The sequence below is a fragment of the Paenibacillus rhizolycopersici genome (assembly GCF_014947195.2).
Taxonomy (GTDB): domain Bacteria; phylum Bacillota; class Bacilli; order Paenibacillales; family Paenibacillaceae; genus Fontibacillus; species Fontibacillus rhizolycopersici.
The window spans coordinates 49,229-70,224 of the sequence record NZ_JADCNN020000009.1 but is presented as its reverse complement, the minus strand read 5'-3'; the positions used below and the strand labels follow the sequence as shown (position 1 = coordinate 70,224).

The following is a 20,996-nucleotide window of genomic DNA, read 5'->3' as shown; positions in this document are numbered from 1 at the left end:
TCATCACAATAACATATAAGGATATAACGAACAAGACAGCAAATCAGGATGCCACATGTGTGACATTCCGGAACTGATCTGAATGGAAATCAATTCAATTGATCTGATATTGACAAGGGACTCCTAAGTCTATATTATACCTATAGGGGTATGGGTAAGTGACGAAGTTCATTGCAGGTGACCTTTCCGAAGAAGATGCATTCCAGGCTAATGGCAGTCATGACCCTAGTAGAGAGGCCGTGGAACTGCTTGTTAAAAGTAGATAGTAGATAAATTGAAACATAAGAAGATATCAGGAGGTTGGAAGATAAAATGGCATTTAAAACAACAACTCCTCACGAAGTGGCGGCGCGTCTTAACAAAGGGGAAACCTTGTCTTTACTCGATGTCCGTGAACAGGACGAATGGATGGAAGGTCATGTAGCCGTAGCTAAACACATTCCTCTGGGTGAACTGGATTTAAGACTCAACGAATTCGACCCGAACCATGAAATGATCGTCATTTGCCGCAGCGGAAATCGCAGCAGAATGGCGTGTGAGTTTCTAAGTGAAAGAGGATTTCATGTTGTTAACATGACGGGTGGGTTAAACGCGTGGACCAGCAATCTGGTTCGAGATTAATGGCAGGCAGGTGAAGAACAAGTGAATTATCTATTTTATGCAATCCTATTCCTATTCGTTCTCTGGATGCTCTATAGACAGTTTGCCCCCGTAAAGGGATTGCGAACTTTATCTGCCGAGCAGTTCCAAAGCGAATCCAAAGGCAAGAAAGTGATAGACGTTCGGGAGATTCATGAATATAAGCGCGGGCATATTAAAGGAGCAATCAATATTCCTTTAAGTCAGCTCCAGCAGCGAATGGGTGAGATTACTAAAGATCAAGCGGTTTATGTTTATTGTCAGAGCGGAATGCGGAGCAAACAAGCCGCCAAGTTGCTCGGACGTCATGGAATCAAGGAAGTCGCGGATCTTCGCGGCGGAATCATGTCATGGAGCGGACCCACCCAAAAATAATGATTCAACAGAGTAGTTAGTCAACCAGAACTAAGGTAGATAAGAGAGAACGAAAGGGAGTCCTTTCGTTCTGTTTTTTTATCATTTCTTAACCTAGGAACGAGAAGATGACCATGAAAGCGAGGAGTGGACACTTTGTATACGATTCAGGTCGGTTCATTCGTATTGAATGGGCAAATATTGTTGCTTTTCGCGTTCGGTGCGGCAGGATGGACTGCTCTCTGGAGTTATGAGCGAAGAATGAAATGGGATCATGAGCTGGCGGACGTTTCAATTCAAGCGTTCCTGATCTGGTTGTTGGTTTGGAAAGGAAGTCTTTTGTTATGGGAGCCCGCGTCGGTGATTCGGCAGCCCTTATCGATCGTTTATTTTGATGGTGGAGTCAAAGGACGGTGGGCTGCGACATTCGCCGTTATAGGATATCTTCTTTATCACCTGATCAAGAGGAAAATGTCTTTTCTTAAGGTCGCTGAAGCAGCAACGATTTATCTAATGGCCGGGTTAACGGTTTACGATCTTGGATTGGCATGGTTTATACCAGAGCAAAAACTGACATTTCTGGCCACTTCCGCCTTGTCCCTCTTGATTGTGCTCTCCTTCCAATTCACTAAAGGACAGATCCTTTGGACGGGATTAGTAGAGAGAGGGTTATGGCTATGTATCGGTTTCATAGCGATTGGATTTCTGAATTCTAACAGAGTAACCGTTTTTCTGTCCTTCAACTTCCTCCAAATCGTTGGGATTGCGGCTGCAGGAGGGCTATATTTTATTTTATCGGTAATGAAAAGGAGGGCCCCCTAGGTGGATCTATTGACGATGCTGATCGCTCTCGCAGCAGGCGCTCTTTCCTTTCTCTCGCCCTGCGTGTTTCCACTCATTCCAGCTTATATCTCCCATATCACCGGGTCATCGATTCAGAATAACAAAATGGAGGTGAACCGAAAACTTTTGTTGGAACGCTCCATCAGCTTCATCCTTGGCTTCAGTGTTGTCTTTATCGCGATGGGAGCGTCGGCGAGCATGGTTGGTCGAATTTTTGCAGAACAGAGGGAACTGGTACAAAAGGTGAGCGGGCTTCTCATCATCATGTTCGGGATGCAAATGATCGGGTGGTTGCAGCTTCGTTGGTTCATGTCGAATAAGTCCTGGGATACAGGGAAGATTCGAACGACGGGCGGCATCGTGCGATCCTTTCTAACGGGACTAGCCTTTGGTTCCGGCTGGACCCCCTGTGTTGGACTCGCTTTGTCTTCGATTCTTCTGATGGCCGGTTCGTCGGAAACCCTCGGGATCGGGATAGCGATGCTGGCTGTTTATTCTTTAGGACTTGGCATCCCGTTCCTCATCCTCTCATGGGTGCTGACTTATTCAACCGGCATGATGAAGAAAATGAATAAGTACGTTCCGATACTTTCCAAAATCAACGGTTTTATTTTCCTGGCGCTTGGCTTGCTGCTATTTACGGGCCAACTTCAGAAGATCAGCGCATGGCTCGCCAAATACACACTATTCGATATTACACTATAAAGAGGGGATAAGCGGATGAAGAAAAACGGGTTGGCCATCCTTGTTCTAATTGGACTGATTGGTTATGGAGCATATGACTACGTAACTGGAGCGACGAAGGAAACAATAAGGCATCAATCGTCGGCAACGAACGAAAATCTGCCGATAGGAATTGAGAAGGGACAAAGGGCACCGAATTTCACGTTAAACGACTTAAACGGGAACCCGATTCAGTTGGCAGATTACCGCGGGAAGAAGGTCCTGATTAACTTCTGGGCTTCATGGTGTCCGCCGTGTCGTGCTGAGATGCCGCATATGCAACAGTTTTACGAAGACTACCAGAAGGACACCGTCATTTTAGGGGTCAATTTGACATCAACCGAGGATAGCCCCAAAGACGTTAGGCCGTTCATCGAGGAATTCGGTTTAACGTTCCCCATTGTTATGGATGAAGAAGGGGCCCTCATGGCGGACTATACGGTGATTGCCTATCCCACCACCTTTGTCCTCGATGAACAAGGAGTAATCCGTGAAATATTCCGCGGAGCCATCAACTACGAAATCATGCAAAAGACGGTCGATGCCTTTTAGAGGAATGGGGCAATCAGGATAGGACCATCCGTTCGTAAATGACTTATATAAGTTGGCAATTGACAAAGAGCTCCGATGATCTTAATATATACCTATAGGGGTATGGGTTTAAAAAAGCTGTTCCATAATGGAAAAGAAGTTGAAACCTTCGTTGGGGTACAACCGCTGGAACGCTTTACGGCAGCTATTACGAAATATGCTGCGAACTAAACAAGATCAACTAAAGGCCAATCAGTTTAGAACTGATTGGCCTTTTCTTTATACAATCCACTGCATTTCCCGTCATAACCGTTCTTTTTTACCTATAAATTTGCTCATTGGGCGGGATTTAAACGTCTTACCAAGCGCAATCGAGTTAGCTTATCAGTACTTAAAATACTTCCGGGATTTAGGAAATACCATCGTTTAATCTAAGCTTCGCAAGGTTAGGATAAGACAGAATACTTAACTTCGTGAAAGAAGGGACCTTCGAAATGTTCCATTATACAGTCGAAACGATAAAAACGCCTGAACAAGCGATAGCGGAACTTACAAATCAACTGAAAGAAGATCAATTTGGCATCCTTTGGCAATTCAACATGAAGGACAAGCTTCATGAAAAGGGCGTCGAGTTGGACATCAACTATCATATCCTAGAAGTTTGTAATCCCGTAGAGGCGAAACGAGTGCTGACTGAAAATACATTAGTGGGTTATTTCCTTCCTTGTAAACTCGTTGTCTATCAGGAAAATGAAACAACCAAGATCGGGATGCCAAGACCATCGGCACTCATCGGACTTATTGAAAAACAGTGAAATGATGAAGATCGCTTCAGACATTGAGAATAAACTTATTGCATGTGTGGAAAAGAGTAAGTAAACGGATCTCCACACAAAAACTACATACTTTCTACACGATTTCTATTTAAAATAGGTATCACTTAAAAACGATATTTAGAAAATAATGAGAATTCGCAGGAGGACTTATGAAAAAATCAATTCAATCTGGAGTCGCCTTTTTAGCTTTGGCAATCGTGTTTACGGCTTGTACGAACTCTGGAAACAACAAGGCTGCCAAAGATGAGAACTCCGTCCAAACTAGTGGCATTACAACAGTTTCTGAGGGACTACCCCAAATTCCATGGATTGCTTCTAAAAATACGACTCGGATCAATACGGATGATCCCATTCAGGCTGCAGTATTGATTTCACAGACACTTTGGATGGCAACAAGCGAAGATAATCGGCCAGGAAGTGTCATTCTGACTTCCTTAGATAACTGGCAAAATGCGGTCCTTAGCGCTGATTTGATCCATCACCCTAGTAATGGGCCCATCTTGTTCGTTAATCAGGACGGTATTCCGGAAGTTACCGCAAATGAGATGAAAAGGCTAAAGCCAAAAGGCGTGGAAAGTAACAGGGGAGTTCAAGCGATCTTGGTGGGCGATCTCGATGATAAAGTTGCGAAACAGGTAAATGAGCTCGGGTTTAAAACGGATTTGGTTACTGCTGATAACCCTGCGGCTTTGGGTAAAGCCATTGATGCTTATTACGCAAAGATCGCAGGTGAAACTCCAGCCTCCGTCATTATAGGGTCCATGGATCGGCAAGAGTATACGATGCCTGCCATAAATTGGATTGCGCATATGCCAGAGCCATTGCTGTATGTCAAGAAAGATGAAGTGCCCTTGGAGACGAAAGAAGCGCTGCAGCTCCGGGAAGGGAAGGCCAATATTTATATTTTGGGACCTGAATCCGTGATTTCATCCCAAGTTGAAAATGAATTAAAACAATTCGGCGCTACCCAACGCATTTCGGGCGAAGATCCATATACAAATGCGGTTGCTTATGCCAAGTATAAAGATCCAAAATCCGGCTTTGGATGGGGAATCACAACACCGGGACATAACTTATCATTTGTAAACAGTGATTCACCGAATTGGGCCATAGCTGCAGCTCCATTTTCCCATTTAGGCAAACATGCTCCATTACTATGGACCTACAAAAATTCAATGCCTGAAATTGTAATGTCCTATGTCATGTCTGTGCAACCGAAGTTCGAGAAGTCCCCGACGGAAGGTCCCTATAACCACGCATGGCTTACTGGGACGGTGTCCACGATTAGTGAAGCTGCCCAGGGGGAAATCGACTCGATGCTGGAAATCGTGGCCAAGACTTCAGGGGGAGGACATGGCGGTCACTAACCGATTTATATCTTTTTACATGGAAAAACGCGGTTCTATGAGCCGTGTTTTTCTTTATTTTAAAAGTCCATATATTTCGCATGCTTTCTACACGCTTTCCACACAATCGCTCTATACAATTGGATGTATCAAATGAATTATTTATAAGGGAGGAATACAAATGGATTTGTCCTGGCTGCTGTTGTTGGCTTGTCCGTTAATGATGGTATTTATGATGTTTGGAATGAAGGGTCATGGTCATGGTTCTCATTCGGACCATTCACCAAATAGCCAAGCGATGCAAGCTCAGCTTGACGAACTAAAAGTGCAAATTGAGCAAATGAAGCATGAAATTCAAAAATGAACCCGGTAAACCAATCCGGGCTTCAAATTTGATTAAGGAGGAACTAACATGAGTTGCTGCGGTAATCATAACCATGACGGAAATCATCATGCAAACGGGAAATATCATCCCATTCTTGCTATTGCTGCTCATATGCCCATTGTCGCATTTCCTGCTGATGCCGATGATGAGTAAGAAACGACACTATTTTTAAGTTATACTATGATGTATGCGCTGGTCCGGTTTTCACTCGAATTTCTGCGCGGAGACTCATCACGCTATGCCTTGGAATGGATGGCTGGACAGTGGACCAGTGCAGGTATCTTCCTGATCTCTGCAACTTTAATGATCTATTTCTTCTTTACACGAAATCATGAGGCTAAAGCAATGCCTATGTAAATTGAATCAACCGGTAAAGGCGGTGACAGCATGCCCAAACTACAGGTTCTTGTTGTAGACGATGAATGGAATATGCGCAATCTATTGCGGATCTATTTAACGCGAGAAGGGTTTGAGGTCAAAGAAGCTACTAACGGGAATGAAGCCTTGGAGATAGCGGCCAACCATCATTTCGACATTATTCTGCTGGATTTGATGCTGCCGGATATGGACGGGTGGCAAGTCTGCAAAAAAATCCGGGAGAGAGATCATGTAGCCATTCTGATGCTCACCGCGCGTTCGGAGACAAAAGACAAAGTTTATGGGCTAGGCATTGGTGCGGATGATTATTTGACGAAGCCATTTGAACCGGAGGAGTTACTTGCCCGTGTCTATTCTTTAATCCGCCGTTCGACGATTACGCAATCCATTAAGCAGCCAGAGCCTGTTATCGAGTTCCGCCATTTGAGAATATTACCAGAGGGTAGAGAAGTATTCATTCATGATCATCCTGTTGAATTCACACAGAAAGAGTTTGATTTATTCATCTCGCTCGCGAGAAGCGTACAACGTGCGTTCAGCCGCGAAGAGTTGGTAAATCTGATCTGGGGGACCGAATACGAGGGGGAAATTCGCGTCGTAGATACGCACATCAAGAATATCCGGGAGAAGACACAAAAGGCGGGACTCGGTTACAATCCGATTCAGACCGTGTGGGGCGTAGGATATAAGTTCAACGGAGCGAGTATGTCAAATGAAAAGGAATAAAATCGGCTTCAGGCTTGGTTTCATGATTCTCGCCGCTTTTGTTGTCGTGATTCTCTCTTTAGGATTCACGATTGATCGAATGTTCACAAATTTCTATAACTCTGAAATGAGAACAGAGGTAGATGAACTCACGACTCACTTCACAGCGATGAGCCAATCGCCTGAGATGTTGTCTGAAGAGACTCTGCTCAAGTTTGCCGATTTTTCAAACGTTAGTATTTTGTTTGTTTCTGAACAAGGAGAGGTATTGGCAAATTCCGGGCCCTATGAAAAATCGGACCGAACTTTCATTAAATCCAAGGACCTGAAACTATTATTTACCGGAAAATCCGTAAAACGTGAACATACCGATGTTAATGGAGAACGTTACTTCGTGGCTGCCAGACCCGTATTGGATACCACAGGCGTTAATATTAAGGCTGCGGTGTATGTCCTTTCTTCGACCCGGCATATGGATGAATCCATTTCGGCCGTTCGCGGCGTATTGGTCCTCTCTGGCCTGGGTGCCTTTCTGTTGGCACTTGGAATCACATGGATCATCGCCAAAATCCTATCCCGCCCGCTGCTACAAATGCAAGTGGCCACTCGGAACATTGCCGCAGGTCATCTAGAAACGCGATTAACGATTCGACGTGATGATGAGATTGGTATATTGGCGGATTCGATCAATCATTTGGCAACCGAACTTCAGCGGTATAGAGATACGCGGCAGGAATTTTTCGCGAACATATCCCATGACCTTCGAACTCCGATCACCTACCTGGAAGGATATGCGCAAGTTCTCAAGAAGGGTCTCTATGAATCTGAGGAAGAGAAGGACCAATATCTAGGTATTATTCATGAAGAGGCGGTTCGTTTGCAGCACCTTGTTGATGATCTATTTGATTTGGCTAAGATGGAAGAAGGTAAAGTCAGCTTATCCCTGGAATGGATTGACTTAACGGAAATCGCGGACAACGTTGTTCAAAAGATTATGCTTAGAGCCTGTAAAAAGAGTTTAACTCTTCGTACTAAAATTAACACTCATGTTGCTCTCATTTACGGAGATGGTCTGAGGATGGAGCAAGTTCTTCTGAACCTGTTGGAAAATGCCGTGCGTTACACGGAGAAAGGCAGTATCACTCTAGAGCTGGATCAAAACAACACCTATGTTTATTTAGCAGTAGAAGATACGGGGATTGGAATTCCCGAAGACGAGATTCCTTACATTTTTGAGCGCTTTTATCGAGTCGAGAAATCCAGATCGCGACAGCACGGGGGGACAGGACTCGGTTTGCCCATCGCTAAAAAGTTAGTGGAATTGCAAGGAGGAGAACTCCTAGTTTCGAGCAAATTGGGCCAAGGAACTAGATTTGAACTCCGATTCGTACCAGGTTACCCGGGGGACTAATATGAAGAAGACGGATTGGTTTATCGTAATTCTGTTCGTGGCTATGGGACTGTCATGCTTAGTCATTTCGGCTTCCTCTTTCCGCGGTATATCCTTTTTTCAAATGGGGTTTTCCATTGGTAAGGCTTGCTTAGCCATGATGGGAGTAGCTGCGATTATGGGTATCATCTATTGGTTGACGCAAAAGAAGAAACCTTGATGCTGACCCTGAATAACTAAGGAATTGATCCTTATAACTTCTTCACAATGTACAAATGAGTTATCATAAGGAGGAGATACTAATGAAAAAACTATGGATTGGGATTGCAACGATGGCTTTGGTGATGGGAATTGGAACAGCAGGTGCATATGCGGCTACTACCGATAACGGTACCGACGATAGCGGTAAAGCAAGGAACCCAAGCACCTTTGAACAAATGTTGCCGTATGCGAAACAAATGCACCCGGATCTCTCTGAGGAACAAATCCGAGGGATGTATAATAGCTGCCATGGTAGTAATGGCGGCAACACCTCGACGGGTATGATGAACAACACACAATGGGGCAACAGTATGATGAACTTCTAATGCTAAAATCCTGACAGGCCTCGCGAGTTGCGTGAGGTCTTGTCTTTTTTTTGAAAGGATTCGTATGGGACAAACCAAAACATGAATTGTCGATGATGAACTAAACCTTCTTCACGTAATTAAGGCCCATCTGGAGAAACAGGATTACCTGGTTTATGAAACAGAAGCAGGGCAGGGGGCTCATCTTTTTTCTGACTTATGTTACATAAGCATCGATCTCACTGTCCGGATTACTGTTATCGGATCCATTGACTTGAATAAACATTCTTAATGGTAAACAGATGAGATCTGTAAAGTCTGTGTGGAGGTTTGTGAAGCGTGCGGAAACGAATGTAAAAAGCATGAACCTGAGCATTGCCAACAATGTGCGGAAGCATGTTTTAGATGTGCCGAAGCCTGCCGTAAGATGGCTGCATAATTAAGAACCCTAAAGCCCAACAGAAACGGGTTTTAGGGTTTTCGTCTGGTTTTAATGCGAAACCATCCAAACGTGGGTGGATAGAAGTACAAATTATTATAGTTATGATTGGATGCAATTCATACTCGATTTCATTATTACGTAAAATAATAATTTGACGAAATTATATATATGGATTATTCTAGAATCAGGAGGTGCGTGTTCAAATGGATAAAATTACGAAATCGCATTATATGAGCCGCATCGATGAGAAATTAACAGATTTACCCTGGTATGTTGCTGAATACATAGACACACGCAAACGCAAGCTCTCGCACACTACACTATTAAATTACTGCCACGATTATATTATCTTTTTTGATTGGCTCGTGGCTGAACGTTTTGCCGCTTCCAGCCGCAAAGAAGTTGAATTGTCTGTCCTTGAGAAACTGACTGTTCGTGAAATCGAAAGTTTTTTGACGTTCCTGGAATATCAACTAAGCAACTCGAAGTTGACGATCAACCGGAAGCTGTCTGCGCTTAAGTCGTTATTCGATTATTTGCAAAACAAAGCCGAAACCGTTGAGCTCAAGCCTTATCTCGAACGTAATGTGATGGCCAAGATAGAATTTAATGCCATGAAAGAAACCCAGGAAACGATCGCTAATCGGATTGAAGGCAAAATCCTACGAGCGGATGATTTTGAACTATTCCGGCAGTTTGTGGCTTACGATTTCGGGGCGCAAAACCGCGACAACAAGCGGCTATATCAGTTTCACGAATTTAATCGCGAGCGTGATACGGCGATAGTTTCATTGATTCTTGGATCCGGATTACGTTTATCGGAAGTCGCCGGCATCAACCTGGAAGATCTCGACATGAACAAAGGTTTGGTACGGGTCATCCGCAAAGGCAACAAAGAACAATACGTGTATTTCAGCGAACAAGCAAAAGCGGATTTGGATAATTATATCAAAGTTCGCGAAGCTCGGTATAAACCAGAGAAGTCAGAAACGTACTTATTTTTGGCAGCGCCAATCGGACGCAAAGGCAAAAACCGGCGGTTAACGCCTAGATCAATCGAGAAACTAATCGAGAAATACGCAACGGCTTACGGTAAACCGGCCTTAACGGTTCACTCGCTACGGCATTCCTTCGCAACGCGTTATCATCAGGAGAACAATGACGTGCCGCGTCTGAGGAATCAATTGGGCCATTCGTCCATTCAGACGACGATGATCTACACGCACTTAACCGATGAGGAAATGCGCAAAGCAGTTAATAATATGGACAAGTAGAACAGAAGCAACAGACCGCCGGAAACAACCGAAGTGGTTCCAGCGGTCTTTCAGCATCGACTTTTTCACAAAACCCGTATTTTGTACATATGTAATCAAACCGATTTTCAGCCCTAGTTGTTCTTGAATTACTTGTCTAACGACACAAATGTCCAGACATAAATGACACAATTGTCGGGACATTCTCCCCATAACCCTCTGCTTGCTCCGCTGCTAATTAAAGAACAAATAAGCGTTTCATATCGAGGAACTTGCCGACCATGTTGAGAAGCAGTAACTCTACCCACGTTGGGCATGGATTTATCCCATTCCATTACTCCATTGATTCGCGGCCTGTTAAGAGATAATATTCTTGCCATCCGACAAGTTTAGTGTCAAACACCATATAGCTCAATTTTTGCTTAGTTTTTTATAAGTTCCCTTTCTGTTCCCTTTCTTGCAGTAAAAAAGCAATTAATCTGCGTTTCGCACTGCCCACACAACCCTCAGTATCCTTCTATTACGCATAATATCTTTAAATCCTCTCCAAATATGTTTATGGTCACGGTCAAGTATTAGTAAATTTGCTCATACTTGACCCATAACCGGCCTCAATGTCCTTACTGAATTAAGCTTCTGTAAAATCGAACGTTTTTACTACTTCGTACATGCCTGGGTCAAATGTTGCGATTGTCAAAGCTTCTTTAAAAAATGGCAACGGTCTTGGATCGTTACGCATCGCTTCGTAATGCTCCAAGCTTTTCCATTGCGCGTACATCGTGACTTTCGTGCCGTCAATGCTTTTGTGTAATGCACAAGAAATAAATCCAGGCGCAGAGTTAACGGAACCTTCTGTTGCCGCAGTCAACAGCTCGATAACACGCTGTTGGTTTTCTGGCTCTACTTTGAATACATTAATGAAAGTCAGAATTGATTCATTTGCATTAATTTGTGTCATGTTTATTTCCCTCCTACATTACAAAGATAATATAGGTTGATCCTTTAAGGATTGAAATATGCATGAACAACATTCGTCCAAGAGTCTGTGGCCAACTAACAAAAGAGACCACTGTACATATTTATGTACAGTGGTCTCTTTTAAATGAGGATTGCTTTCCATGATGCCTCGATTATTTGTTGAATTTGCAGTTCGTTTAATGGGTATTTATTTACAAAGTATCCTTTCAAAATCGAAGAAATGATACCGTGGATCAGCTGATGGCAAAGATGTGAATCCATTTCTTTGATTATGCCCTGTCTTTGACCATCGACGATCAAATCCTGAATGATTTTACTGGAATGATAATCATCATCCTGATTGCGCAGTTCAGGTGATATATAAGGAGAAAAGGAATAACTGTCGATAAATAAAAAATTCTTTGGAAAATGCATACCGAATTTCAATCGATTCATTTGAAGACACTTAAATCGTTCGTAAAGGCTTGCATTAGGATCATAACCTTGAATAAGAAATTCACCCATTTTTAAACGTGAATCTCTGTATACCTCATTTACTAAGTCTTCTTTGTTTGTGAAATAGTTATAGATCGTGCCCGATCCGACGTTCGCACGTTTGAATAATTTAGAAAAAGTTACAGACTGCAGCCCCTCTTCGTGAATCAAGTCGAGTGTGGCCGTCATAATATCTTGCTTTTTGCTCATATCCCCACCTCTTAAACTTTATTGTAAACTCATTTCCTCGATTTCGTACAGTGTCGATTCGCGATTTCGGATCATTTTTCGTAAATAAGAAGCAAATTCGCGGTTAATATCCCCATTTTCAAATAACTTCTGTACTGCATCACGTTCGGCTTGCACGGCAATCCAGTGAAGCTCCCTTCTGTGTTGAACATAATTTTTGTCTTTTCGTTGTGCACCTATGGCAAATTTGCGTAACTCTTCTAAAAGAGTCCTATAATAATCCAATACGGTTTCTGTCGCGTCATCGCTTTTTCGCTTACACTGCACTGAAAGCTCGCTGACAACTGCTTGGGAACATTGAATTTTCAGACCCCATATCTCGGGATTTTCGCTGATATTAATGAAGTCCGAAGGCTGCTTGGCTCGTAAACCCATCGCGAAAAGTGACAGTACCTGCTTCCAAATCATTGATAGCCTCTTAACAATGGACGTTTGATTGGTCAACATGCGTTCCGTTTTGCCGAGAATTCTATAATAGATTTCAGCTTGTTCTCGCGTAATCGTGCCGTTTTCCATTCGGATGCGTATATGATTGCGTTCAATGTTTAGTGCTTGAATTCGAATTTGCATTTCGTCTCCTTGTGATCGTTTCGACAATTTGGAATCATTTTTTGTGACCGCCAATGTATCAGTAGGCGACAAAATAGCGGCCAATCCGAATCCCGCTGCGAGTGGAATAGATGGAATAAGCCAATGAACGATATAACCCACGATAAAGACAGTAACGAATACGAGGCCGAGTGCAAACACTAAAATCGGTCTTCGAAGGCGCCATAACTCAAAACGCGGCGCATGGACGCCATCGTAATAAAGTAAAGGCGATATAAACAGCAGGAAAAATAACTCGGGTTCTAAAACGCGCCGAGTGCGATTTGAATTAGTGGCACGGGTACAAACGGAACGAACCGATGCACGACATTCGAAACGCCAATTAAGACTAACAACACCAATATTAAGATGACGATATCCAAAGCCGAGTCCCAACTTTCGATTTTTTAAATGTCCTCTGTTTCCATTTTATTATGAGTTAGGTTCTTCCTCTTTATGACAAAGAATGAGATATATCTGCTTTATACTTTAGGGCTACCACCTCATGTCTATCCCTCCCTTCCGCTGTAACACCATAAAAATATCCCCTCCAAGATTCACTCTAACCCCCAAGTAACAGGACAGTTTGTTGAGTGTTTAGTTGAAGGGGATCATGTATGGCTTTTTTATAGCTAGCAAATGGACATTACGCCAGCAAATCGAATCCAGTTATTGTTTTTGTCTCCAAGCAATCTTTCATACCGTGTATGCCATATTCACGACCGATCCCGGAATGCTTGAAGCCGCCAAATGGAGCTTTCATTTCGAATCCGGCGCCGTTAATAAGCACAACGCCTGCTTGAATGAGGGAGGCCAATTCGTTAGCTCTCTCCAGATTGCCCGAACTAATATAAGCGCCAAGGCCGTAGTCTGTGTTATTTGCCATTTCGATCGCTTCTTCTTCGGTTTTGAACGTCAATATCGAAAGAACTGGTCCGAAAATTTCTTCTTTAGCGATCGTCATATCTGGAGTTACGTTAGCAAAGATCGTGGGTTTAACAAAGTTTCCTTGCTCTAATCCTACAGGGTGGCCTTCTCCGCCCGTTACCAGCTCAGCACCCTCTTGAATGCCGGCTTTAATAAAGTACTGGACTTGATTATATTGTTTCTCTGTCACGATTGGTCCAAGCACGGTGTCGGATTCGGATGGCAAACCGACTTTCATCGATTCCGCGGTTGCGCGGGCAAGCTGCTTCACTTCTTCCAAACGATGCTCCGGAACGAACAATCTTGTACCTGCAACGCAAGCTTGACCGTTATTCGAAAAACACGATTTAACAGCAGCTGGAATGGCTTTGGAGAAATCCGCGTCATCAAGAATAATGTTAGGCGATTTCCCGCCCAACTCCAACGTTACACGTTTCATTGAATCTACTGTCGCTCTGCGGATTTCTTTACCGACGCGAGTCGAGCCGGTAAAGTTGACCATTGCGACGTCTTTATTGCGAGTCAATTCTCCTCCTACTGTCGAACCAAGTCCATTAACGACGTTAATTACGCCAGCCGGAATGCCAGCAGCATCGATACATTCCGTCAGCAATTGCGTTTGCAATCCACTAAGTTCACTTGGCTTGATTACAACCGTACATCCGGCAGCGATCGCCGCACCAAGCTTGGCCGTAATCTGTGAATAGCTTGCGTTCCATGGTGTGATGATACCCATAACGCCTACAGGTTCGGACACGATTTTGGCTTTACCGATATAGTGAACAAATTCGTATTGCTCAAGTGCTTCTTTGCTAATTATTAAATTCATTGCTGCCAATTGAACACGTCCGGTAGCCGCCATCCGAGGTGCGCCATATTCAAGAATGTTAGCTTCTGCAAGCTCGTCGATTTTCGACAATATTGCATCGTTCAGACGTTGCAGCATATCTGCTCTTTCTTGTACCGTTGTTTTTGAAAACGCCGGGAATGCGGCTTTCGCTGCCGTAATTGCAAGCTTAGCGTCTTCTTCGTTGCCAAGGACTACACTTCCGATAACTTCGCGTGTTGTAGGGTCTACCAGTTTTTGACGCTCAGTGCCTTGAGGAGTGACAAACTTTCCTTTAATGTAAATTTGGGTTATATTTCTCATATTTTTAGACCACCTATTGTCAGTTTAGTTTACGAAACGTCTGTCACTGTTTGATGCATACTGTTTCGAGAAAAAAGTAGGAATCCGACAGCGACAGCAACCAAGGCAACAGCCACTGCCATGAACACGTCTCGCGTAGAATTTGAGTATAAGAGCAGTTCGATCCCTCTGACGAACAACGGGCTCAGGAACTGACATGTGTAGACGCAAGCCAGCAATAAGGATATCCCTGTTGTCAAAATTAATTTTGGAACAACTTCCGAGGTCTTAATGAATGACAGCGGGAATAGCACTCCTTCGGATAGGCCAATCATGAATACCCCCAAGGCGACTGTCCACACCGCATGTGCGGAAGAAATAAGCAGGAATCCCCCAGCCATTAATACCAGCTCCAGTGGAACGAGTCTTTTCTTCAATGCACCTGTTAACCTCGTAACAGAAAGTCCACCTATAAAAACACCGATTAATGAGAATGCTATCAAATAGCCAGCTGAAGAAATGCTGCCGATACCGTTATGCGCAAGAAATAACGAAAGGTTCGTCGGAATCAGAGCAAACATCATCGTATGCAATCCTCCCGCAAGCGCTACTGCGTAGAAAAACTTCGGTATCTTTATGGATGACTTCGCCGATTGACTCACCTGAAGCGGCGGGAATTTAGGAAGAAATGCAACGACCATTACTAATAAAATGACCGCGTAGAAATACGTCATAAAGACGTCTCTCCACCCAAGCGTCGCGATAAATCCACCGATAGAGAGGAAGATAGCCCCGCCTATCCCGTTGATAGACGTTTGAATGCCGTTCATGCGCGAACGTGCTTCTCCTTGAAAGTTCTCCGCAATTAATGAGTTGAATGTCGGCGAAATTAAGCCAATACTTAGGCCTAAGAGCGCCCTACAAGCCAAGATGAACGGAAATGAGTTCATAAAGGCTGGTCCGACGCCTCCAAATAAATATAAGACTAGACCCGTGATCAAGATGGATCTCCGATTAAACTTTCTGTTAAGAATTCCTGACAAGAACAATGTCGGCAAAATGAATAAGGAAGATAACGTTACGACCCACTGTACTAACAGAGCGTCCGTATTCGGAAATGCCACGGCAAGCGGTTTAAGAGCCGGCGCTGCCATCATTGTTCCGAAGGTAGTCGTTACAGCCATCGACAATAATGCGATTCTAGCACTTACTTTCAATGTGACACCCTCTTTCTGCTATATTACGACTGTTCGGAGAACGGCATAGATTACCGCTTCCGACAGTCGATACAATAGGACAAATATGCAATGGCTTAGAAATCTGTCGAGCGACTAAGTTTTTCCCAACGCTTCGTTTCTTCTAATTTTCCGTTATCCATCGCATTTGCGAGCTCGACGGCATCGCTCCCAAGCAGTAAGCGAAGCGGCGGGTTTTCTTCCTTAACGATAGTGAGGATTGCTTGTGCAGCTTTCGCCGGATCTCCACTCTCTTTTCCAGTGTTTTCACGGAAATAGGTCATCATATAGCCGACAGTGTTTTTGTATTCGTCACGCGGCTGGATTTGTTGCATCGAAGAGCCTGCCCAATCAGTACGGAAACCGCCTGGTTCGATTAATGTAACCTTAATTCCCAACGGCTGTACTTCTTTCACAAGCACTTCAGAGAAGCCCTCTACCGCCCATTTCGCAGCTTGATAAGGTGCAAGGCCTGGAGCGCCGATACGACCGCCAATGGAAGAGAACTGAATGATATGGCCGTGACCCTGCTCTCTGAGCAAAGGCAGCGCGGCTTTTGTTACGTTGACTACACCCCAAAAGTTTGTTTCAACTTGTGCGCGGAAGTCTTCCATCGCTGTTTCCTCAATGGAGGAAACATTTCCGTAACCTGCGTTATTAACAAGAACATCCAGTTTTCCGAATGTTTCGAATGCGGCCTTAATGGCTGCTTCAGCTTGGTCGTAATTATTCACATCCAATTGCACGAGGCGAACTTGGTCTCCGTAACGGTCCGCTAAATCTGCAAGCTGTTCTGTATTGCGAGCTGTTGCGACAAGTCGATCTCCATTAGCGAGTACCGCTTCCGCAAGACTACGACCAAACCCTCGGGAACTACCAGTAATCAGCCAAACTTTATTCATAAGAATATTCTCCTTATCAATGTGTATTGGAATATTCATTCCATAGTTAGTATGGCTCTACGATTTAGCTTGGTCAAGGATTAATGGAATATATATTCCGGTAAATCTTAATAAAATGGCCCATCTATATAGGATTATTAAAGGTGTTTGCAACTATAATGGAATAAAAATTCCGAATTTTATACTTTGGCATATTATTATCGTTGTGTCACAAAGCTTGAGACCGCCCATATTTATGCCCTTAATCACCTTAAATTTGGTAATTAAGGGCACTATAAGGTCAAGTTGTCAGATACTATTAGATATTGATTGCTTTATGCTCAACATAGGCACCAAGACCGACAACGCCAAACTCACGTCCGATCCCGCTGGCTTTGTATCCGCCGAATGGGCCCTCGTAAGAAGCCATTGCTCCATTAACAATAAAGTAGCCTGTGCGGATTTGACGAGCGATTTCGAGTCCATGCTCTAGTGTGCCAGACCAAACGCCACCACCGAGGCCAAATGGCGAATCGTTGGCGATGCGTACGGCATCTGCTTCGTCATCGTAAGGGATAACGACAAGAACTGGTCCAAAAATTTCTTCTTGGGCTATACGCATGCTGTTGTTCACATCCGCGAATACCGTTGGTTTGACGTAGAATCCACCTTCCAATCCTGCAGGAACATCCGCTCCGCCAGTAACCAGGCGCGCGCCTTCTTGAATACCCAGTTCAATATAAGATTGAACACGTTTTTGTTGGTCTGCTCTCACCATAGGTCCGATGAAAGTCCCCGGGTCGGCAGGGTTACCAACGACGAGGCTTTCCGTCATTGTCTTAATTAGCTCGACTGCTTCTTCATAACGTTTTTTCGAAACAAGAATGCGGGTATGCGCTACACAGCTCTCCCCGTTGTTAACGAAAGATGAATACTTCAAGCCTTGAACTGCCGCTTCTAAATCCGCGTCATCCAAAATGATTGCTGCGGATTTGCCTCCGAGCTCCAAGCTTACGCGTTTTAGCTGTTCACCTGCGATCGATGCTATACGGCGCCCAGCTCCGGTCGAACCGGTAAATGCGATTTTATCTACTCCAGGATGGGATACGAGGTATTCGCTTGTTTCACGACCAGCCGGCACGATACTAATTACACCTTCAGGAAATCCTGCTTCAGCGAAGATCTCGCCTAACAACAAGGCGTTAAGGGAAGTTTCTGGAGATGCCTTTAAGATAACTGTATTGCCCGCCAGTAATGCAGGGATCATTTTAGCAAGAGCCGATTGATGTGGTGCGTTCCAAGGTATGATCGCTGCGACAACGCCAACCGCCTCACGACGAATCATCGGACCTTTTCCATCGTTCAAAGTTTCTTCCCACCCATACGATTTGGCTGCGCGAATGTAAGCATTCGCTTGCTCGGCGAGCGAGTGTTGCAAACCGTTCGTAAACCAATTAGGTGTGCCGTTCTCAGATGTAATTAAAGCAGCAATCTCATCCGCACGCGCAGCATGCAATTCATTGAAGCGAGTGACAATGTCCTGTCGTTCGCTAGGCGTCATTTTCGGCCACGGACCGTTATCGAATGCTTTTCTAGCTGCAGTGACGGCTAGATCAATATCGTCTGGGGAAGCCTGTGCCGCTTTACCAACTAGAGATTGATCATGTGGAGAACGAATCTCGATCACTTCTTGATTTACTGGGGCTTTCCATTGACCACCGATAAACAGCTTGTCATATACTTTCATTTTTGTTACTCCTTTGTGATTGTCTTTTATTTGATATGCTTTTGTTCGACTGTTATCCAATTCATTGAATTTGCTTGTGCATTTCGCCTCCCTCATTACGTTGGAACAATCGTTCCACGGGATTTATAATACCCTCGGATCTAGTGTTAGTCAAGGCAATTATGGAACATTCATTCCATGTAATATATGTAAATAAACACCTAATCAGCTGAGAAAACGATTAATAAGGGCCGAATTAATTAAATTTAATTGAAATAGCTGAATAATTGTTCCAACTTTCAGTGCAAGTATTTAAGACGTAATATGCTGCAGCATGCACTTATACAAGAGCAATTCTCAATGTAAAATCCTCTCCTGTCCTGTCCATCTCCTGAACGTGGCAAGCAAAGCTGGGTAGTTTTCCATGCCCTCGATTGAATTATTCTGCCCGTTAGGATTCCTGTAGAGAGTTATATTTGCGCTTTGCACAAAAACGAGCGCCTCCATTACGATGGGGTAACACGGGTCATAGCCCGTTATTCTCGGTGAAACTGGCGACCTCAGCAGCTATGCACATGGTAACGCGTTGCTACAGCATGCCGGCCTCAACCTGGCTGAAGCAAGTTCAGGCAAATGGAAAGGCCAAATGTCCAAGTCCATCAGTAAACGTGTCGACCAAGGCTTCGGCATGCCCAGTTCATGGCAACCAGGGCCCATATTATGAATGACGTAACGTTTAAACGACAGCACGAAGTGAATGTAAAAACGAAAAGCATGAAACCGATGCGCTTCCGTCATGAAGCTTTGCGGCAAAAATGGCACGCTGTTGGTTGCCATGGTACAGAGTGGCGAAGCTTACGAACTGGATCGAGATCTCCCTATGAAACATGTTGCTTAACCGATTCTCAACTAGCATGAATATTGGCTTATAAGCGGGATTTCAAGAGTGCACGGAGTAGCGGATTGCGTTGAACAAAAGGGCACTGACCTCGTACCGTTAGGATAACCAGCCTCCACCAACCGGATAGGCGTAACGAAGGAATGAAGGGGCATTGAACCGTCGAGAAATGGGAGTGAAAGCCTCCGGAGGTACGTGATGCAGCGTGCAGCAGAGCAGTACAAAAAGGAGCGAAAACTCGCCCCTTCTGTTCACGCATGCGCTTCGGTTGACGAATTTGACGGTACATCCCTCTTCTACTATCCAGATAGCAATGTTATCCATTAGATAGATCCTGCGAATAGGCAAGCATTCGGGAGAAAATCACATTTTACCGAGAGGTTTCATTGAATTTCGGCTGGAAATTATCTGCTGCGGCCTACATTAATGCGCTTTCCAAGCTCTTACCACATCCTCAATGACGTATCCATCCCTTTTTCCAAAGCTAACTCAAAGCCTTTTCTGCTAAAATTTGCGCTGTCATTTCTTTTTTGTTTTCACGTAAATTACGTTTCATCATCGTTTTGTTAAGTTAGGAATGATCTGCAACATCTAATTCAGATACAACTTTTTTATATTCTCGTCCATCATCCTTGCTTTGAATAGGGCTCCACACTTGGGCGAAAAACGGTTCACGTTTAGCGCGTTCTTTGTAATTCCAGCTTTCACGTTCACATTGAGGGCAGAAATGTCCTCCCTCAAGAACCAGTTTGGGACTGGCGCTAAACGTATGTCCGAATGCACATTTGAATTCAAGTTTTTCTGCCCAATCCCCCGTCGCCATCTCTGTAGATAAGCATTCACCGCCGCGGAATGTTGCAGCCCCTTCATATCTTCAATATTTAATTGTGAAGCCGGCTTATTCTCATCATAGCCATGATCGAGCTTTATGACTTTGTTCCAATAAGTGAATTTCTTCATCTCGGATAGTTTTCCCGGAATCGACTCCCAATTTTTCTTACTGCCCCAAAAAGCTTAGTTATTTCCCAAACGCCTTCTTAATGAAATACTCAAGAATATCGATAGTCAGCTTCAACTCAACGTACCCGACAGGTTGAAACGTTATACCTATTCTTACTTGGTCAATGGAAGCTTAGCGATCATACAAGAATGGATACAAGAAGGATTTATAGTCTCCAGTTTAGAACTGGCAGAGCTCATCTTTTCTTTAGCTGACCATTCATTATTGGCGTTTGACCCCTTAGAAGAGAAATGAGTATTCCCGTAACTCCCTTAAATTCACCACTGCTCTTCTATGTATTTAGATTATAGGAAAATCTTAAAGGGCGAATCGTACCAAGGGGAAGGAGATGTCCTTTTGGGAAGAAATTGAACAGCATAACTCTTGGAATGTATAATGGGCATGCAATAGAAAAAACATTATCCCGACATCTCCCAAAAGGGAAACCAAGATAATGTCAAATTTCTACTTGGAACAAGTAATACATATAAGGATAAACCTCCATCGACAGCAATTCCTC

The 20,996-nt window shown here is 44.0% G+C and carries 22 protein-coding genes and 4 pseudogenes; 18 read left to right on the top strand and 8 right to left on the bottom strand.

From position 1 onward, the window contains the following. Positions 1-312: 312 nt before the first annotated feature. The 16 genes and pseudogenes from IM700_RS11755 (at position 313) to xerS (ending at position 10,412) form a co-directional block, all read left to right on the top strand. Positions 313-621: a rhodanese-like domain-containing protein gene (locus tag IM700_RS11755; protein WP_193416236.1), complete on the top strand. Its 309-nt coding sequence runs from the start codon at positions 313-315 to the stop codon at positions 619-621. A 21-nt stretch (positions 622-642) separates the two neighbouring features. After that, positions 643-1,014, top strand: coding sequence for a rhodanese-like domain-containing protein (locus tag IM700_RS11750; protein WP_336244898.1), 372 nt, complete (start codon positions 643-645; stop codon positions 1,012-1,014). A 135-nt stretch (positions 1,015-1,149) separates the two neighbouring features. After that, a complete protein-coding gene (locus tag IM700_RS11745) occupies positions 1,150-1,815 on the top strand; it encodes a hypothetical protein (protein ID WP_193416237.1) in 666 nt (221 codons plus the stop codon). Continuing rightward, positions 1,816-2,541, top strand: coding sequence for a cytochrome c biogenesis protein CcdA (locus tag IM700_RS11740; RefSeq protein WP_193416238.1), 726 nt, complete (start codon positions 1,816-1,818; stop codon positions 2,539-2,541). A 15-nt stretch (positions 2,542-2,556) separates the two neighbouring features. Continuing rightward, on the top strand, positions 2,557-3,111 hold the full coding sequence (locus tag IM700_RS11735; protein ID WP_193416239.1) for a TlpA family protein disulfide reductase: 555 nt from the start codon (positions 2,557-2,559) through the stop codon (positions 3,109-3,111). Between the two features lie 473 nt (positions 3,112-3,584). Next, positions 3,585-3,905, top strand: coding sequence for a DUF302 domain-containing protein (locus IM700_RS11730; RefSeq protein ID WP_336244897.1), 321 nt, complete (start codon positions 3,585-3,587; stop codon positions 3,903-3,905). 170 nt (positions 3,906-4,075) lie between these two features. Further along, complete coding sequence (locus IM700_RS11725; RefSeq protein ID WP_193416240.1) at positions 4,076-5,293, top strand: cell wall-binding repeat-containing protein; 1,218 nt, start codon at positions 4,076-4,078, stop codon at positions 5,291-5,293. A gap of 160 nt (positions 5,294-5,453) precedes the next feature. Next, a complete protein-coding gene (locus tag IM700_RS11720; RefSeq protein ID WP_193416241.1) occupies positions 5,454-5,636 on the top strand; it encodes a DUF2933 domain-containing protein in 183 nt (60 codons plus the stop codon). A gap of 48 nt (positions 5,637-5,684) precedes the next feature. Further along, entirely contained in the window at positions 5,685-5,810 is a 126-nt protein-coding gene (locus IM700_RS23380) for a hypothetical protein (RefSeq protein WP_272491446.1), read from the top strand. Positions 5,811-5,825: 15 nt separating this feature from the next. Continuing rightward, positions 5,826-6,014: pseudogene (locus tag IM700_RS11710) on the top strand (prolipoprotein diacylglyceryl transferase family protein); the annotation flags it as partial. Between the two features lie 30 nt (positions 6,015-6,044). Continuing rightward, on the top strand, positions 6,045-6,761 hold the full coding sequence (locus tag IM700_RS11705; protein ID WP_193416244.1) for a response regulator transcription factor: 717 nt from the start codon (positions 6,045-6,047) through the stop codon (positions 6,759-6,761). After that, entirely contained in the window at positions 6,748-8,151 is a 1,404-nt protein-coding gene (locus tag IM700_RS11700) for a sensor histidine kinase (RefSeq protein ID WP_193416245.1), read from the top strand. The genes IM700_RS11705 and IM700_RS11700 overlap by 14 nt, the downstream gene beginning before the upstream one ends. Before the next feature lies 1 nt (position 8,152). Further along, entirely contained in the window at positions 8,153-8,350 is a 198-nt protein-coding gene (locus tag IM700_RS11695) for a hypothetical protein (RefSeq protein WP_193416246.1), read from the top strand. An 82-nt stretch (positions 8,351-8,432) separates the two neighbouring features. Next, complete coding sequence (locus tag IM700_RS11690) at positions 8,433-8,717, top strand: FAD/FMN-containing dehydrogenase (RefSeq protein ID WP_193416247.1); 285 nt, start codon at positions 8,433-8,435, stop codon at positions 8,715-8,717. Between the two features lie 283 nt (positions 8,718-9,000). Beyond that, positions 9,001-9,135: pseudogene (locus tag IM700_RS23180) on the top strand (four-helix bundle copper-binding protein); the annotation flags it as partial. Positions 9,136-9,341: 206 nt separating this feature from the next. Further along, positions 9,342-10,412: a tyrosine recombinase XerS gene (xerS, locus tag IM700_RS11680; RefSeq protein ID WP_193416248.1), complete on the top strand. Its 1,071-nt coding sequence runs from the start codon at positions 9,342-9,344 to the stop codon at positions 10,410-10,412. 607 nt (positions 10,413-11,019) lie between these two features. Here xerS and IM700_RS11675 read toward each other — a convergent pair. From IM700_RS11675 to IM700_RS11645, 7 genes and pseudogenes are all read right to left on the bottom strand, one after another. Further along, complete coding sequence (locus tag IM700_RS11675; RefSeq protein ID WP_204801148.1) at positions 11,020-11,349, bottom strand: antibiotic biosynthesis monooxygenase family protein; 330 nt, start codon at positions 11,347-11,349, stop codon at positions 11,020-11,022. A 140-nt stretch (positions 11,350-11,489) separates the two neighbouring features. Further along, a complete protein-coding gene (locus IM700_RS11670; protein ID WP_193416249.1) occupies positions 11,490-12,053 on the bottom strand; it encodes a TetR/AcrR family transcriptional regulator in 564 nt (187 codons plus the stop codon). A 651-nt stretch (positions 12,054-12,704) separates the two neighbouring features. Beyond that, positions 12,705-13,063, bottom strand: a pseudogene (locus IM700_RS23445) (cation:proton antiporter domain-containing protein); the annotation flags it as partial. A 263-nt stretch (positions 13,064-13,326) separates the two neighbouring features. After that, positions 13,327-14,757, bottom strand: coding sequence for an aldehyde dehydrogenase family protein (locus tag IM700_RS11660; protein WP_193416250.1), 1,431 nt, complete (start codon positions 14,755-14,757; stop codon positions 13,327-13,329). Positions 14,758-14,786: 29 nt separating this feature from the next. Then, a complete protein-coding gene (locus IM700_RS11655; RefSeq protein WP_193416251.1) occupies positions 14,787-15,953 on the bottom strand; it encodes an MFS transporter in 1,167 nt (388 codons plus the stop codon). Positions 15,954-16,048: 95 nt separating this feature from the next. Then, positions 16,049-16,873, bottom strand: a complete 825-nt coding sequence (locus IM700_RS11650) for an oxidoreductase (RefSeq protein WP_193416252.1) — start codon at positions 16,871-16,873, stop codon at positions 16,049-16,051. Positions 16,874-17,171: 298 nt separating this feature from the next. Beyond that, complete coding sequence (locus IM700_RS11645; protein WP_193416253.1) at positions 17,172-18,599, bottom strand: aldehyde dehydrogenase; 1,428 nt, start codon at positions 18,597-18,599, stop codon at positions 17,172-17,174. 517 nt (positions 18,600-19,116) lie between these two features. Between IM700_RS11645 and IM700_RS11640 the strand changes: the two genes are divergently transcribed. Continuing rightward, positions 19,117-19,302, top strand: coding sequence for a transposase (locus IM700_RS11640; RefSeq protein ID WP_193416315.1), 186 nt, complete (start codon positions 19,117-19,119; stop codon positions 19,300-19,302). Positions 19,303-20,067: 765 nt separating this feature from the next. Here IM700_RS11640 and IM700_RS11635 read toward each other — a convergent pair. After that, positions 20,068-20,436 (bottom strand): hypothetical protein, encoded by a 369-nt coding sequence (locus tag IM700_RS11635; RefSeq protein ID WP_193416254.1) that lies wholly within the window; start codon positions 20,434-20,436, stop codon positions 20,068-20,070. 82 nt (positions 20,437-20,518) lie between these two features. Here IM700_RS11635 and IM700_RS23500 point away from each other — a divergent pair. Next, positions 20,519-20,731: pseudogene (locus tag IM700_RS23500) on the top strand (TetR-like C-terminal domain-containing protein); the annotation flags it as partial. Positions 20,732-20,996: the final 265 nt, after the last annotated feature.